Here is a 13,570-nt window from a genome sequence, read left to right as displayed (position 1 = left end):
CGACAGTAGCGGCGGTGGAGCTCGAGGAGGTCGAGTTCTTCGTTCTTCTCGGCACGCGTTACCTCGTTGCTGGTCCCACTGCATGCGGTGGCTGCGGGGGTCTAACAATCGCTGTTATAGAACGGGCCGGCGGTTCCGCGGCCCCACGCGAGCGCAGCGAAGGCCACGTGCGCCGCAAGAACTTCACATGTCACAACAAGGAAGGGCGCTGACGCGCCAGCCTCACCCGGGTTCGGCCGTGAAGTTCAATTTGGCGGCCTTGCCGGCCGAAAACCTCATACCCCACGGTGGCGTGAATCGGTCAGGGCTGACGGGGTGCGCGCCAGCTGAGCGTTCCGGTGGCGCGAGCGCCGGGAGGTCTTGACCCGGAGGGCTCCGCGTTGCAGAATGTAGGTGAGCGGTGACCACGAGTCCAAGTACCGGGTTAGAGATCTTCGTCCCGGGGCGTCAGGACGAGTTCCAGCCGGAACCGTTAATCCTGTTTTCAGGAGCGCCGATCTCAGTGTGGCACCGCTCTTTTATTGGATAGCGACCTCGGCCCGCCCGATGAATCCCGCGCCAACTAGCGCAAAGTGTACAGGTAGGCCGCCATGTCGCGGGCTACGGGCTCCGGCACGTTCAGGTTGGGCATGGCGGTGCCCGGATCAATGGACTGTGAGTCGCGGATCCAGCGGACCAGTTCACCGGGCCTGTTCGGCACGCGCCCGGCGATGAAGTTGCGCAGCCCGAACTCGGTGAGCCGCGGCAGCCGCCCAGGAGCGCGAGGGCGGGCAAGGCGACCAACCAGCAACTGCCGAGCAGGCGGGTCTGGCCGTCCTGGATCGGCCAGAGCGCCCGGCCCGTCCGGGGCTTGGGCGTGGAGGTCATGGCGCGCGCGCCCCGCCGCCACGCGTGGCTGGAGGCCAGCAAGCCCGGCGTCTACCGCGGCCAGGGTGCGGCGGCCCTGAGCGAAGTGAGGGCTGGCTCCGCTCAGGGGGCTTCCTCTTATGGCGCAGCGGGCGTCAGTGCCCGGCCGCCACGAACTCCGGTGCCGGCTGGGCGGCGGCGGCCTCCTGATAGAACCAGGCGCCGGCCTGCAGCGCGATCTGCGTCTCGACCAGTCCCCAGACCAGGGAAAGCAGCATCATGTCGAAGGGGAAGAGGTCCATGACCATCATGCCCAGCGTAGGGAAGAGATAGGCCAGCGCCCAGAGCGTGAGCCCTGCGGTCGCCGCGGTGCGCGGTCCCGGCCCGAAGCGCGGGCGCATGGCGGCGTAGAGCCAGACGCCGACGATGCCGAGGAGGAACCCCAGGATCACGAAGATGGTGATGGCGGACGCGGCCACGGGCTCCTTGCCCAGCTCGCGCATGGCGGCGTCGAATTCCTCCCCGGCCACCGGCACGTTCAGGATGAACTCGCCGACGTTGACGATGAGTCCGGCGACAACTCCACCCAGCAGCACGCGCCCCGTGTTGATCTTGCCCATGATCATTCCTCGCGAAAGGGGAGAGCGGGTCAGCGAAGCCAGGCCGTGGCCGCGCCGCCCGCGGGCCCTCAGGCAGGGCCGGAAGTGGCGGGGGCGCAGCCGCCCGTTGCTCGGTGCAAAGGTGCAGCCGGGGTGGGGCGCCGTCAATAATTTTGTTGGCTGATACGTGTTGAGGCGCGGGCGTGCGTGGGGAGTGCGCCGCCCTCCGTCAGGCGGCAGCCGCCCCGGTCGCGATCAGTGCGTAGGAAGCATCACGTGGGCGTAGGGTGTGCCCGCCCACATGACATAGGGCGCGCCCTTCTGTGGGGTCGTAGGCAGCCCCTTCAGCAGCGCCGGATCCGGCACAATGAGCATGAGGTGGGCCGGCGACTTCACCCATTGGTTGGTGGGTGTAGGCGTGTTCGCGGCGGGGTCGAGGTTGCTGGCACCGGCATCGCCCTGAAGCATGTAGCCGAAGCCCGCCTGCTTGACCTGGGGCTTGGCCCCGCTCATGAGCGCCCGCAGAAATCCCACCCACTCGGCGTCCAGGCACATGGGGTCGTTCTTCCCCGGGCCGCTCTCCGGCAGGCAGGTCCATCCATTGCTCCCTGCCCGGAGCTGCTTCATCTCGCCGCCGGGCGACGCCGGCCAATCGAGAACGCTCGCGTTGCTGGCCAGCCAGGGCGGCCCGGCGCTCATGGCGTTGGCAATCTTGTCCTGATCGGAGGCCGGGATCTGGGCCAGTAGTGAGTGGGCGGGGGCGGTGAGCTGCAGGGCGAGGATGGCGGTTCCGACGGTCAGGCAGTGGCAGCCTCTCATGGGGCACCTCCGGTAGAAGGGATCCTGGCGGGGAGATGCCGCATAGGCTGCAGCAGGGCGAGCAAGCTGTCAAGGCCGCGCGCCTCCTGGCGCGGGCCTCCTGGCGCGGGCCTCCTGGCGCGGGCATCCTGTGCGCACCTCGTTGCCAGCCCAGTGGCCGGGTGGCCGAACAAGGCTATGCGCGGCCATGTCGTTCAGAAGCACGGCCGAATGCCGACACATCTTGTAAATTCGACCCACTACGCAGGAGGAGTGATCATGGGGAATTACCGGTATCTCATTGTGGGCGGCGGCATGACGGCGGACGCGGCGGTGCGCGGGATCCGCGAGGCGGACATGGAATGCGCCATCGGCGTGCTCAGCGCGGAGCCACACCCGCCCTACAACCGCCCCCCGCTGTCCAAGGGGCTGTGGAAGGGGGAGGCGGAGGAGAGCATCTGGCGGGGCACGGACGCGCTGGGTGCGGAGCTGCTGCTGGGACGGCGGGCGGTGGCTCTGGACGTGGCCGGGAAGGTGGTGACGGATGACCGGGGCGAAGTGCACAGCTACGCGAAGCTGCTGCTGGCCACGGGCGGCGAGCCTCGCCGGTTTCCCGGGGAATCGGAGCAGGTCTTCTATTTCCGGAGCTATCAGGACTACCAGCGCCTGCGGGATCTTGCCACCCGGCCGCTGCGCTTTGCCGTGATCGGCGCGGGGTTCATTGGCTCGGAGCTGGCTGCCGCTCTGAACATGCAGGGCCGCGACGTGGTCATGATGTTCCCGGAGAACGGCATCTCCGAACGCCTCTTCCCGCCCGATCTCTCGCGCTTCCTGGTGGACTACTACCGCGATCGGGGCGTCGAGATGCGGCCGGGTGTGGGGATAACCCGGCTCGAAGCCCGGGGTGATCATGTGGCTGTGTGGACCGCGCAGGGCGAGGAGCTGGTGGTCGACGTCGTGGTCGCGGGGCTCGGCATCCAACCCAATGTCGGGCTGGCGCAGCAGGTTGGCCTCGAGGTGGCCAACGGCATCGTCGTGGACGAGCTGCTGCGCACCAGTCAGCCGGACATCTACGCGGCGGGCGACGTCGCCAACTTCCTCAACCCGTTGCTGGGCGCGCGCCTGCGGGTCGAGCACGAGGACAACGCCAACCGCATGGGTCAGGCGGCCGGTCTGGCCATGGCGGGCACCGGCTCGCCATACCACCACCTGCCCTTCTTCTACTCGGACTTATTCGATCTGGGCTACGAGGCGGTGGGTGAATTGGATTCGCGGCTCGAGCTGGTGGCCGACTGGAAGGAGCCGTTCCGTGAGGGCGTGGTCTACTACCTGAGGGATGGGCGTGTGCGGGGCGTGCTGCTGTGGAACACCTGGGGTCAGCTCCAGGCGGCGCGAGCGCTCATGGCGGAGCCGGGGCCGCACTCGGCGGCCAGCCTGAGGGGGCGGATCCCGGGGTAGCGGCAGCGGGCGGGACCACGCCCGAGAAGGGCCAGGGCGAAGCTGGGAGCAAGGGCGCCGGGCAGCGGTCTTGCAGGCGGGGCGCGCTCCATTATGGGGTCAGCTTCCACTCCATATTGTAGCTGCGGCTGACGGTCCGGCAGGGACAGGCGTGCCTGGGAGCCGCGCCCCGCGGCCGGCTCGCGGCCCGGGTTCCCCGAATCGACTTCATGGAAACTCGTGGATCCAGGTCGCGCCACGCCACTATGCGTGCGAGGGGCGGTGGGCAAGGCCTCGCGGCTGGGTTCCCTTGCCCGGACCGCCGGCGAGTCTTACTTTCACACTCGAAAGTTCAATGGGCTAAACTTACAGAGGTGGAAGTATGCAGCCGGCGCCGTTTCGGGTGGGTGGGGTGGTCGAGGGGCCGTTCTTCACGGATCGGGCGGAGGAGGTGCGGCGGATTGCGGGCGCCTTGCGTTCGCCAGGCGACCGGCTGCTCGTGTATGGACCGCGGCGCATGGGCAAGACGTCGGCAATCCAGGCGGCAGTGCGACGGGTCACGAGGGCGCGCGCTCGGGTTGTTCTTGCTGATTTTTCCACGGCGACGACGGCGGTCGATGCCGCCAATCAGCTGCTTGCCGGGGCCGCGCGCGGTCTGGGCCGCCGCTGGCGGGATGTCCTTGCCGGCTTCGCCGAGCGGGTAGGGCTGCATCTGACGGTGCGGCCGGACCCTACGGGTCTGCTGCTTCCCTCGCTGGAGCTGGGTCTGCGGCGGTCCGGACTGGAGGAGCAGCGGGACGCGCTCGGGCGCACGCTGGGTGCGATCAATGCTCTGGCCGGCGAGCGGGAGGTGTCGGTCGGCGTCGTGCTCGACGAATTCCAGGAGCTTCACCGCTTCGGGGGCGAGGCCGCGGAATGGCATCTCCGGGGTCACATCCAGCGGCACGGGCAGGTGGCGTATGTTCTGGCAGGTTCGCATGTGCATCTGATCCGGCGCATGCTCGGTCGGGACCGCGCGTTCTACAAGATGTTCGAGCTCCTGCTGTTCGGGCCCATGGAGGCGGAGCACCTTGCGCGTTGGATCGAGGATCGCATGGGTTCGGCCGGCGTCACGGGTCGGGGTGTGGGCAGTCGCGCCGTCGAGCTTGCGGGTCCGCGGACGCATGACGTGCTACAGCTCGCACGGAAGAGCTTCGAGCTGGCGCGGCCGACCGGAGAGGCAACGGGGGCGCACCTCGAGCGGGCGTTCGAAGAGATCGTGGGAGAGGAGGATGACCTGATCCGGGCGCTCTGGGAAGACCTCACGCCGCTGCAGCAGAATGTGCTCCGCGCGGTGGCCGCGAGCACGGAGGGCATTACGACCGGGGCGACCATCGAGCGGTTCGCGCTCGGGAGCACTGGGAGCGCGGCCAACGCGGGCCGGGCGCTGGTCGAGAAGGGTGTTCTGGTGCGGTCACGACGCGGCGCTGGCTACGTCTTCGACAATCCCTTCGTGCGGGGCTGGGTCATTCAGAATGCGCTGCCGGACCTCGGAATCAACCTCGAGCCGACCTTTCTCGTCGGCCCTTCCGGCGCGAACAACGCGGGTTGAAGGTGGGGCGGCGGAATACGCCGGCTCGCGCGCTCCATCCCGCTCTCCGCCGCGCGATCATTGACACGGCCGTGCCCGGAACATATCTTAGTGCTGAGGTAGTTCATGGGGGACGGAGCGGCAAGCCGCAAGCTGGCGGCAGAAGATGCGCGGGCGCTGGCGCTCAAGCTCTGGGTGGTGCTGTCCCGGGCGCAGGGCGCGGTGGCTGCGCACGCGCGAGCCGATGTGGCCCGCCACGGGCTGACCCTGGCCGAGTTTGCGGTACTGGAGGCGCTCTATCACAAGGGCCCCATGTTCCTGAGCGAAGTGCAGCAGAAGATCCTGGTCTCGAGCGGCGGGATCACGTACGTGGTGGACCGCCTGGAGGCGAAGGGGCTGGTAGAGCGCCGGCGCTGCGAGCACGATCGGCGCGCGTATTACGCGGCGCTCACGGCGCGTGGGGAGGCGCTGGTTGGGCAGATCTTCCCCGAGCACGCCGAGTGCCTGGAGCGGGCGCTTGCCGGGCTGGATGACGGGGAAAAGGGGGCGGCGCTCCGGCTTCTGCGCAAGCTTGGCCGTGCGGCGGCCGAGCTGACTCCCGGGCCCGTTGTGGAGCGCGACGCCGGTGGGGGAGGTTGACGCCGCTGGGGGAGGTTACCCATTGCGGGGGGCGCTCTTTTTTTCCGGCTGTATCTCATGAATGAGACACTTGGAGCTGAGACGTTTGGAAAGGCAGACTGGCGGTGCCCACGGGCCGGGCGCAGGAACAGGCCCGGCTGAACGATGCGAAACGAGGAGGCAGGTATGAGCAGCAGTGCGCAGGACGCGGTGGTCACGACGGGTGCGGTCCTCTGGCAGTTGGATGGTGCGCACACCACGGTGGAGTTTGCGGTGAAGCACCTGATGATCGCGAAGGTGAAGGGGCGGTTCACGGCCGTGACCGGTTCGCTGAAGCTGGACGAGGCCGATCCGGCGGGCTCGCTGGTGGAGGCCCGCATGGACGCGGCGAGCATCGACACCGGTCAGGAGCAGCGGGACGAGCACCTGCGCTCGGCGGACTTTCTGGATGCCGGCCAGTATCCCGCCATCCTTTTCCGCAGCCGGCGGATCGACCCGCGGGCGGAGGGGCGGTACGAGCTGGTGGGTGACCTGACCATCCGGGACGTGGCGCGCGAGGTGGTGCTGGAGGTAGAGGAGACCGGCCGGGTGCAGGACCCGTGGGGCAAGGAGCGAGTGGGCTTCAGTGCCCGCGGCAAGATCGATCGTCGGGATTTCGGGCTCACCTGGAACCAGGTGCTGGAGGCGGGCGGGCTGGCCGTGGGCAACGAGGTCAGTCTCTCGATCGAGGTCGAGCTGGTGCGGCAATCGGCGCAGCAGGCGGCCTGAACAGCAGCACACCAGCGGTTATCGAAGCGCCGGCGGGATGCGCATCCCGCCGGCGGCTTTCGCGGCTGGCGCCCGGTCTCCTATCCCGTGGTCGCCGAAGCAGGCGCCTCCTCACGGTAGACCCGCGCGCCGGCCAGCGTGCCGGCCAGCATCTCGACCAACCCCACGGCCATCCACACCCAGAAGACGGTGCCGGGCACGATGCCGGCGGCGCGGAAGCCCACAACCGGTACCGCGAGGGCGAGCAGCCAAACGGCGCCGCCGGCCAGGAGCGCGGTGCGCGGCCCGGCCCCGTAACGCGGGCGGATCGCGGCGTAGAGCCAGACGGCCGCGACGCCGACGACGAACCCGAGTACCAGCCAGGTCGCCATCGCCCCGCCACCGGGCTCCGGCAGTCCCAGGTCGGTGATCCAGGAGATTGTGTCGACCGGCAGGAGTTGCGAGGCGGCGTCGAGAACGTTGATCACCACTCCGGCCAGGAGCCCACCCAGGACGACGCGAGATGCGTTGACGCGTCCCATCGTGCCCTCCGTCGGTGAGAGGCTGACGGCAACGCTGCGGGGGAAGGATCCTACGTTAGTGTGGCGGGGCATGGAAAGCAATGCGGAGACTGCGTGCGGCGAGCCGCCCCCCCCGCCCGTCACCTGGGGACTGCGACCCGCTCTTCCTGGGGCACTACCACCTGGCCCACGGGCGCCCGGATCCAGCGCAGGATTTCGCGCAGGCGGGGCGGCTTTCCGGTGAGCAGGATGCCGATGCGGAAGATCTTGGCTGCAGCCCACAGCGCCAGGAAGATCGAGGCCACGAGCAGCATCGTGGTGGTCAGGTACTCGAAGGCGGTGGGCGGGCCGGCGGCGCGGTTCATCATGACGAAGGGCGTGAAAGGCGGTATGTAGGAGAGCACTCGGGCCAGCGTTCCGTTGGGATCCTGGCCGATGGGCATCATGGCCAGCAGGGGCAGGACCAGCACCAGCGTGATGGGCGTCATGAGGTTCTGCGCTTCCTTGAGCGTGTTGCACATGGAGCCGATGGCGACCAGGATGGCCGCGAACAAGACGTACCCGAGCAGGAAGTAGGCGAGGAACGAGCCGATGTAGACGGGCTCGTTGAGCAGTGCCGTGAACTCGAGCTTGGGTGGCGCATCCAGCAGGCGCGGCAGGTACAGGGCGGCCAGGAAGAAGGTGACCACCCAGGACGCCACCATGGTGAGACCGGTGGCCGCGATGCCGGCGATCTTGCCGGCCATGAGCTGGATGGGCGATACGGCGGAGAGCAGCACCTCCATGATGCGATTGGACTTCTCCTCGATGGTGTTGGTGAGCAGCATCTGTGCGGCCATGAAGACCGAGAGCCAGAGCAGGTAAACAAAGGCGACGGGCGCCCACTGCTTGAGCAGGTCGTGGGTCTCGACGCCGGCCTCTTCGCCCGCCGCGGTGAGCTTGCGCGACTCGAACGCCAGTGGCTGCTGAATCCAGCCCGCCACCTTGGGATCGATCCCCTCTTGCTCGAGGCGGCGCAGGCGGACCTGTGCACTGGCGACCGTGCCGAACCACTCCATGAGCCCGGTATCGGTCAGGTTTTTCGACACGTATTTGGACCCGGCGTTGCCGGCCACCGGGTCCGGCCCGATGACGAAATAGGCAAACAGCTCGCCGTCGCGGAGCCGGCTATTCAGCTCTTCTTCCAGTTGTCCCGGCGGGGCGTCGACGTCCACGCGGACGAAGCGGGTCCGGGAGGCCCCGGGGGCGAGCTGGCGCGCTTCGGCTACTGATGCAGCGCTCCACCAGTCGACGACTGCGCGGCCGTGTTCCCGTGTGGCAGCGAGTGCGTCGGGGGGCAGGCCGCTCGAGGGGGGCGCGGGGGGCGATAGGGCCGCCTCGCTGCCGCTGGGCGCCGGCCGGCCGGCGTCGGCCAGGCTGCGGGCCAGCAGGGGGAGCTGAGCCTCCTCGAGGCGGGCCGCGACGGCGGCGAGGGGTTGGAGCACGTCGGGCAGTTCGGCGAGCGCGGCGTCGCCTTGGTCATGTTTTTCGGCCGCGGCGCGCAGCACATGAGCGAGGTCCGCGGCGAGGATTTCCCTTTCCATGACGTTGGCGAGCCAGCCCGAGCGGTCCATCACGGCGTAGCTGCGGGCGCTCTTGAAGCGCTGGAGCAGAATCGGCCCGCCGATGGCGAGTCCTATGAGCAGGGGGAAGAGCAGGATCCCGAGCCAGAAGCTCTTGGTGCGCACGTTCTCGAGGAACTCCCGCTCCGCGACCAGGAAGATCTTACTCATCGGAGCGGCCTCCCACGGCGTGGATGAAGATCTCGTGCAGCGAGGGCTCGCGCATGTCGAAGCGTCGGATGCGTATGCGCCCCACCAGCCGTTCCAGGATCTGCTGCGGGTCCACACCATCCTCCAGAATCAACTCCGCGCGCTTCCCCGCATCGTTCAGGCGACGGATCCCCTTCAGCTCGCGGAGCAGCGCGCCATCGCCGTCGTAATCCAGGACGAGTCCCTGCGCGCCCGTGGCTTTGACCTCGGCCAGCGCGCCATCCAGCACCTTCTTCCCGCGGTCGATCAGCACGATGTAGTCGCAGATCTGCTCGGCCTGCTCCATCACGTGCGTCGAGAAGATGACCGTGCGTCCCTGCCGCTTCAGCTCGAGGATGACGTCGCGGACCATCTCCGTATTGACGGGGTCCAACCCCCCGAACGGCTCGTCCAGGATCAGCAGCTCGGGATCGTGGATCAGCGTGGCCAGGATCTGCACCTTCTGGCCCATGCCCTTGGACAGCGTTTCGCACTTCCTGTCCATCCATGCGCCCAGTCCGAAGCGCTCGAGCAGCTCCGCGCCGCGCGCGCGGGCGGCAGCCGCGCCCAGCCCCTTCAGCTTGCCGAAATAGGCGACCAGCTCGAGCACCTTCATCTTCTTGTAGAGCCCCTTCTCCTCCGGGAGGTAGCCGAGCCGGTCCTTTACCGCCTCCGGCATCGGGCTGCCCAGCACGGTGATGCTGCCGGCATCGGGATAGAAGATGCTCATGATCATGCGGATGGTCGTGGTCTTGCCGGCGCCGTTCGGCCCCAGGAAACCGTAGATGCAGCCGTGCGGCACTCGAAGTGTGATGCCGTCCACGGCCACGACCTCGCCGAAGCTTTTCCGCACTCCGTCCAGCGTGAGCGCGTACTCCATGGTCAGGACCCCTTCGTCCGCTCAGCAGCAGGTAGTCGGATCGAGCGCGCGGCGGGCGGGCACTGCGCGAGAGCCGCGCTGGGTAGTGCGCGGCTGCCGCTGCATGCTACCGCCGGCCTGGCGCCGGCCGCAAGCCCGCCTATACTGTGCATTCTTTTGCCGCCGCCCGCGGAGCCAGGAACTGCCCCGGGTGAGGCAGAGCGTGCTGTGCTGGGGGCGGAAAGGCGCGCGGTTCGGGGGGCGCGTGGAAGCGCCCAGGAGAAGGGTCAGACAATTCCGGAGGGGTGGATGAATCTCGTCGCCAGGACCATGATCCTGCTTCTGGCCGCTGCGGCCGTCACGCCGCCGCTGGCGTCGCAGCAGCCGCACCGCCCGGGGGCGCACCGGCCGGCGGCGCGCGACACCGCGCGTGAGCACGCGGAGCGAGAGGGAGCCGCGGCGGAGGCCGGGGATCTGACCCGGCCCCTCGGGTTGACCATGGCACGCGAGGGCTCCGGCACCTCCTGGCTGCCCGACGCCTCGCCCATGTACATGCGGCACGGCCGCGCCGGGCGCTGGGACGTGATGCTCATGGGCAGCGCGTTCCTGCAGTACGTGGACGAGGCCGGCCGCCGCGGCGACAGCGACTTCGGCGTCACTAACTGGGTCATGGGCATGGCGCGTCGGCCGGTGGGCGGCGGAGACCTCATGGTCCATGGGATGTTCAGTGTCGAGCCGGCCACAGCAGGGAAATGTGGGTACCCCAACCTGCTGGCCACGGGAGAGTTCTGCGCTGGCCAGCCACTACATGACCGACAGCACCCGCACGACCTGTTCATGGAGCTGGCGGCGCGGTACGGGCGCGCGCTTTCGGGCGACGTCGCCTTCGAGCTGTACGGCGGGCCGGTGGCGGAGCCGGCGCTCGGACCGGTGGCGTTCCCGCACCGTATCTCGGCACTTTCCAACCTACTTGCGCCCATCAGCCACCACTGGATGGATGCCACCCATATCAGCTTTGGCGTATTCACGGCGGGCGTATACGGCCGCGTCTGGAAGATCGAGGGCTCCGTCTTCAATGGCCGGGAGCCGGACGCGGAGCGCTATGACTTCGACTTTGCCGCGCTGGACTCATATTCCGGCCGGCTCTGGCTGCTGCCCGGCGAGCGCTGGTCGATCCAGCTATCGGGCGGGCGGCTGACCGAGGCGGAGTTCCGCGGCCGGGGGGAGCCGCGCCGGGACCTGACGCGGCTGACCGCTTCCGCCAGCCACCACGCGCCGCTGGCCGGGGGCGGGTTGTGGGCCGCAACGCTGGCCTGGGGTCGCAACATCGAGGAGGGGGAGGAGCACCGTACGGCTGCCCTGATGCTCGAAGGTGCGCCGAACCCCGACTCCCGATCACCCCGCCGCGCAGGCGATCCACGTACGGATGCCGTGCTGCTCGAGGGTGTGCTGAACCTGAGGGAGCGGCACATCGCTTTCGGCCGCGCGGAGCTGGTCGGGAAGACGGGCCACGACTTGGTGCTGGGGGAGAGGGAGGAGGAGGTGTTCACGGTGGGCCGGCTCACGGCGGGGTACGCGTTCCAGCCGGGGCGCGTGGGCGGGCTGCTGCCCGCCATGGGCGCCAGCGGCTCACTCAGCTTCGTGCCCGAGGAATTGGAGCCCTTCTACGGGGGCAGTACCCGCGGCGGCTTCACCCTTTTCCTGAGCCTGCGGCCGGCACCCATGCACACGGGTGGACCGGCCCGCGCGCCGGAGCACGAGGGGCACTGACACCTGCGGCCGCACCGGTCTTCGTCCCGACCGCGGGCGCTGGAGATGCCTCCCTTGGATGAGCTACTCGACTCCCCCAGCATCGTCAATCATTCGCATGGCCGGCTCGCTCACGAAGATCGGGTCGTGGAACCGCCGCCCCCACGACATCGCTGTGACGTCACGGTAATCGTGTCGGGTCGTGTCACCGTGTCCAGGGTGGAGGCGCTTCCAGATGGACGCGCGCACGTTCGGGGCCGCACCGCGCTCCAGCAGCAACTCCGTGAACGGCGCCACAAACGGCCCCCGTTTCCTGTAGTTCATCCAGAAGTTCGGTTGTGAGACGACCGTGTTGAAGAGCGCCGTATGGCCCCCGAAGCCGTCGCGCCCGACGGCGGCGCGGACGCTGACGTCCATCCCTTGCTCCAGCAACCAGCGAGCGATCTCCAGCTCATCGTAGTCGACGCACATGTGGAGGAGCGTCGAGCCGCCAAGCGGTGTGCCCACGGTTGCATCGAGGGGATCTCCGCATCCCATCTCCGCCGGGTAAATCTCGCGGTGGGAGAAGGTGCGACTAAGCAGCCCCGGGTCGCGCCGCAGGTGCTCCTCGAGCAGATCGATGCGGCCGCGGTGGAGCGCCATCGTCGGTGTGTCGGGGAGCTCGAGGCCGTGACGCACGTACATCTCGAGGATCGCGTGCTTGGCCCCCGGATTACGTCCGTCCGTCTGCAGCACCACGTCCACCGGCGCGAGACGGTTCCCCGCCTCGTCTCGCACGCGCGCGCCGAGCATAAGGAGAAGCGCCGTGCCTTCGGCGCTCAAGGTGTAGGCCGGCCCGCCGAGCGCTCCGTCGGGCAGTGCCGGTCTGCCCGCCATCTCGTACAGCATCCTCGCAGTGTTGACCTTCCCCTGGAGCGCCGCCCGCCCGGCCGCCGACTCGAGATCCGTGGCGCCGAGACGATGCAGGAGCTGGATGATACGATCACGCCCGAGGTTCGCCGCATACGTCATGGGCGGTCCCCAGTTGCTGTCGGTGCGGATGAGGACTTGCTCGCGGATCAGGTTCGGATTCCCGGTAACGAGGTCGCGCACCGCGTTGAGATCGTCGCGCCAGATCGCGGTGGCGAGCTGCGCCGCCTGCACGAGGCGCGTCCAGCTCGTTGTCTGGTAGCTCCGTGCCAGCACGAGCTGCGCATCCGCCAGCTTCGCGCTCGCGGGAACGATCGGGTCGGGATGGTGCTCCCTCAGCTCCGCGATCGCAGCGGGATCGCCGACGTGAATGCCACGAAGGAGATCCTTGGCTTGGTGCTTGAGCTGATCGAGATTCGGACGCACCGGCAGGCGACGGACAGGCATCACAAGCCTCCTTGAAGCTGCCCGGGGTCCGCTGGCGTCGGGCCAAAGGAGGTTCGATGGAATCCAGCCGTGATTTCAGACGATGCTCAGGTGGACTCGGTCCTGCCCGCGGACGGGAGGCGCCCTGCGCGCCACAACCAGGAATCTCGTCCGGACGGTTGACCACGGCAAGTGCTTCATGATGTGACACTTCATGATGTGACACCACTCTCGGGACAGTAGATCAGTCGATGCTCGTCGCCGGCTAACGCCCCCAAGCTCACCTGCGGGCCCGTCCAGGCCCCCCACGGCAGCACGATCTCCGTACCTCCAGGCGCGGTCCGGGAGCCTGGCCTGCCCGTCAGGTGCAGCGCAACGCTAGAGTGCGCCGTGAAAGGCGGCGCGTTCTTGCAGGTGAAAGTCCTGCCGAGGCAATGAGCGGTTCAACCTCGTAGCTACGGGTGGGCGGTCTCTGGGTAACTGGAGGCTGTCGAGCCACCCGGACAACAGCTCTCGTAAGGAGGGCCAGCAAATCTGCGGGCCGCAACGCGAGTGAACCCTGAGCAGGCCCCGAAAGAGCAGTTGCGAGTGCCGACCCGACTCTTACGCGGGGAAGGCCGCAGCGATTCCACCTCTCTCGGGTCCCCGAACTCCTCGAACCTCGAACTGTCCTCCTTGCGGTGGTGCAAACGCATGTGTAT

General features: G+C 68.4%; 12 protein-coding genes. 5 read left to right on the top strand and 7 right to left on the bottom strand.

What is annotated here, in order from left to right; genetic code table 11:
- Positions 1–562: 562 nt before the first annotated feature.
- From HY703_04545 to HY703_04535, 3 genes are all read right to left on the bottom strand, one after another.
- On the bottom strand, positions 563–889 hold the full coding sequence (locus HY703_04545; GenBank protein MBI4544443.1) for a hypothetical protein: 327 nt from the start codon (positions 887–889) through the stop codon (positions 563–565).
- A gap of 112 nt (positions 890–1,001) precedes the next feature.
- Positions 1,002–1,472 (bottom strand): hypothetical protein, encoded by a 471-nt coding sequence (locus tag HY703_04540; GenBank protein ID MBI4544442.1) that lies wholly within the window; start codon positions 1,470–1,472, stop codon positions 1,002–1,004.
- A gap of 228 nt (positions 1,473–1,700) precedes the next feature.
- Positions 1,701–2,264: a hypothetical protein gene (locus HY703_04535; GenBank protein ID MBI4544441.1), complete on the bottom strand. Its 564-nt coding sequence runs from the start codon at positions 2,262–2,264 to the stop codon at positions 1,701–1,703.
- A 258-nt stretch (positions 2,265–2,522) separates the two neighbouring features.
- Here HY703_04535 and HY703_04530 point away from each other — a divergent pair, with 258 nt between their 5' ends.
- The 4 genes from HY703_04530 (at position 2,523) to HY703_04515 (ending at position 6,636) form a co-directional block, all read left to right on the top strand.
- On the top strand, positions 2,523–3,701 hold the full coding sequence (locus HY703_04530) for an FAD-dependent oxidoreductase (GenBank protein MBI4544440.1): 1,179 nt from the start codon (positions 2,523–2,525) through the stop codon (positions 3,699–3,701).
- 361 nt (positions 3,702–4,062) lie between these two features.
- Positions 4,063–5,271 carry an ATP-binding protein gene (locus HY703_04525; GenBank protein MBI4544439.1) on the top strand — a complete coding sequence of 403 codons (1,209 nt, stop codon included), beginning with the start codon at positions 4,063–4,065 and terminating at the stop codon, positions 5,269–5,271.
- A gap of 105 nt (positions 5,272–5,376) precedes the next feature.
- The gene (locus HY703_04520) at positions 5,377–5,889 is read left to right on the top strand and encodes a MarR family transcriptional regulator (protein ID MBI4544438.1); all 513 of its coding nucleotides are present in this window, start codon (positions 5,377–5,379) and stop codon (positions 5,887–5,889) included.
- 165 nt (positions 5,890–6,054) lie between these two features.
- On the top strand, positions 6,055–6,636 hold the full coding sequence (locus tag HY703_04515; protein MBI4544437.1) for a YceI family protein: 582 nt from the start codon (positions 6,055–6,057) through the stop codon (positions 6,634–6,636).
- 80 nt (positions 6,637–6,716) lie between these two features.
- Here HY703_04515 and HY703_04510 read toward each other — a convergent pair whose 3' ends face one another.
- The 3 genes from HY703_04510 to HY703_04500 all read right to left on the bottom strand — a co-directional run bounded on the left by HY703_04510 (position 6,717) and on the right by HY703_04500 (position 9,806).
- The gene (locus HY703_04510) at positions 6,717–7,157 is read right to left on the bottom strand and encodes a hypothetical protein (protein ID MBI4544436.1); all 441 of its coding nucleotides are present in this window, start codon (positions 7,155–7,157) and stop codon (positions 6,717–6,719) included.
- A gap of 119 nt (positions 7,158–7,276) precedes the next feature.
- Complete coding sequence (locus HY703_04505; protein MBI4544435.1) at positions 7,277–8,908, bottom strand: ABC transporter permease; 1,632 nt, start codon at positions 8,906–8,908, stop codon at positions 7,277–7,279.
- Entirely contained in the window at positions 8,901–9,806 is a 906-nt protein-coding gene (locus HY703_04500) for an ATP-binding cassette domain-containing protein (GenBank protein MBI4544434.1), read from the bottom strand. Before HY703_04500 ends, HY703_04505 begins: the two co-directional genes overlap by 8 nt.
- 288 nt (positions 9,807–10,094) lie before the next feature.
- Between HY703_04500 and HY703_04495 the strand changes: the two genes are divergently transcribed.
- Complete coding sequence (locus HY703_04495) at positions 10,095–11,555, top strand: hypothetical protein (protein ID MBI4544433.1); 1,461 nt, start codon at positions 10,095–10,097, stop codon at positions 11,553–11,555.
- 63 nt (positions 11,556–11,618) lie between these two features.
- On the opposite strand, the gene HY703_04490 is transcribed toward HY703_04495, so the two are convergent.
- Positions 11,619–12,890: an ankyrin repeat domain-containing protein gene (locus HY703_04490; GenBank protein MBI4544432.1), complete on the bottom strand. Its 1,272-nt coding sequence runs from the start codon at positions 12,888–12,890 to the stop codon at positions 11,619–11,621.
- Positions 12,891–13,570 lie beyond the last annotated feature (680 nt).

This window comes from Gemmatimonadota bacterium, assembly GCA_016209965.1.
Classification (GTDB): domain Bacteria; phylum Gemmatimonadota; class Gemmatimonadetes; order Longimicrobiales; family RSA9; genus JACQVE01.
This window is presented reverse-complemented; position numbering and strand designations above follow the sequence as displayed.

What these genes read in the sequence shown, in the direction of transcription:
- HY703_04540 (MBI4544442.1), bottom strand. Translation starts at nt 1,472, where the DNA reads ATGATCATGGGCAAGATCAACACGGGGCGCGTGCTGCTGGGTGGAGTT.
- HY703_04535 (MBI4544441.1), bottom strand. Translation starts at nt 2,264, where the DNA reads ATGAGAGGCTGCCACTGCCTGACCGTCGGAACCGCCATCCTCGCCCTG.
- HY703_04530 (MBI4544440.1), top strand. Translation starts at nt 2,523, where the DNA reads ATGGGGAATTACCGGTATCTCATTGTGGGCGGCGGCATGACGGCGGAC.
- HY703_04525 (MBI4544439.1), top strand. Translation starts at nt 4,063, where the DNA reads ATGCAGCCGGCGCCGTTTCGGGTGGGTGGGGTGGTCGAGGGGCCGTTC.
- HY703_04520 (MBI4544438.1), top strand. Translation starts at nt 5,377, where the DNA reads ATGGGGGACGGAGCGGCAAGCCGCAAGCTGGCGGCAGAAGATGCGCGG.
- HY703_04515 (MBI4544437.1), top strand. Translation starts at nt 6,055, where the DNA reads ATGAGCAGCAGTGCGCAGGACGCGGTGGTCACGACGGGTGCGGTCCTC.
- HY703_04510 (MBI4544436.1), bottom strand. Translation starts at nt 7,157, where the DNA reads ATGGGACGCGTCAACGCATCTCGCGTCGTCCTGGGTGGGCTCCTGGCC.
- HY703_04505 (MBI4544435.1), bottom strand. Translation starts at nt 8,908, where the DNA reads ATGAGTAAGATCTTCCTGGTCGCGGAGCGGGAGTTCCTCGAGAACGTG.
- HY703_04500 (MBI4544434.1), bottom strand. Translation starts at nt 9,806, where the DNA reads ATGGAGTACGCGCTCACGCTGGACGGAGTGCGGAAAAGCTTCGGCGAG.
- HY703_04495 (MBI4544433.1), top strand. Translation starts at nt 10,095, where the DNA reads ATGAATCTCGTCGCCAGGACCATGATCCTGCTTCTGGCCGCTGCGGCC.
- HY703_04490 (MBI4544432.1), bottom strand. Translation starts at nt 12,890, where the DNA reads ATGCCTGTCCGTCGCCTGCCGGTGCGTCCGAATCTCGATCAGCTCAAG.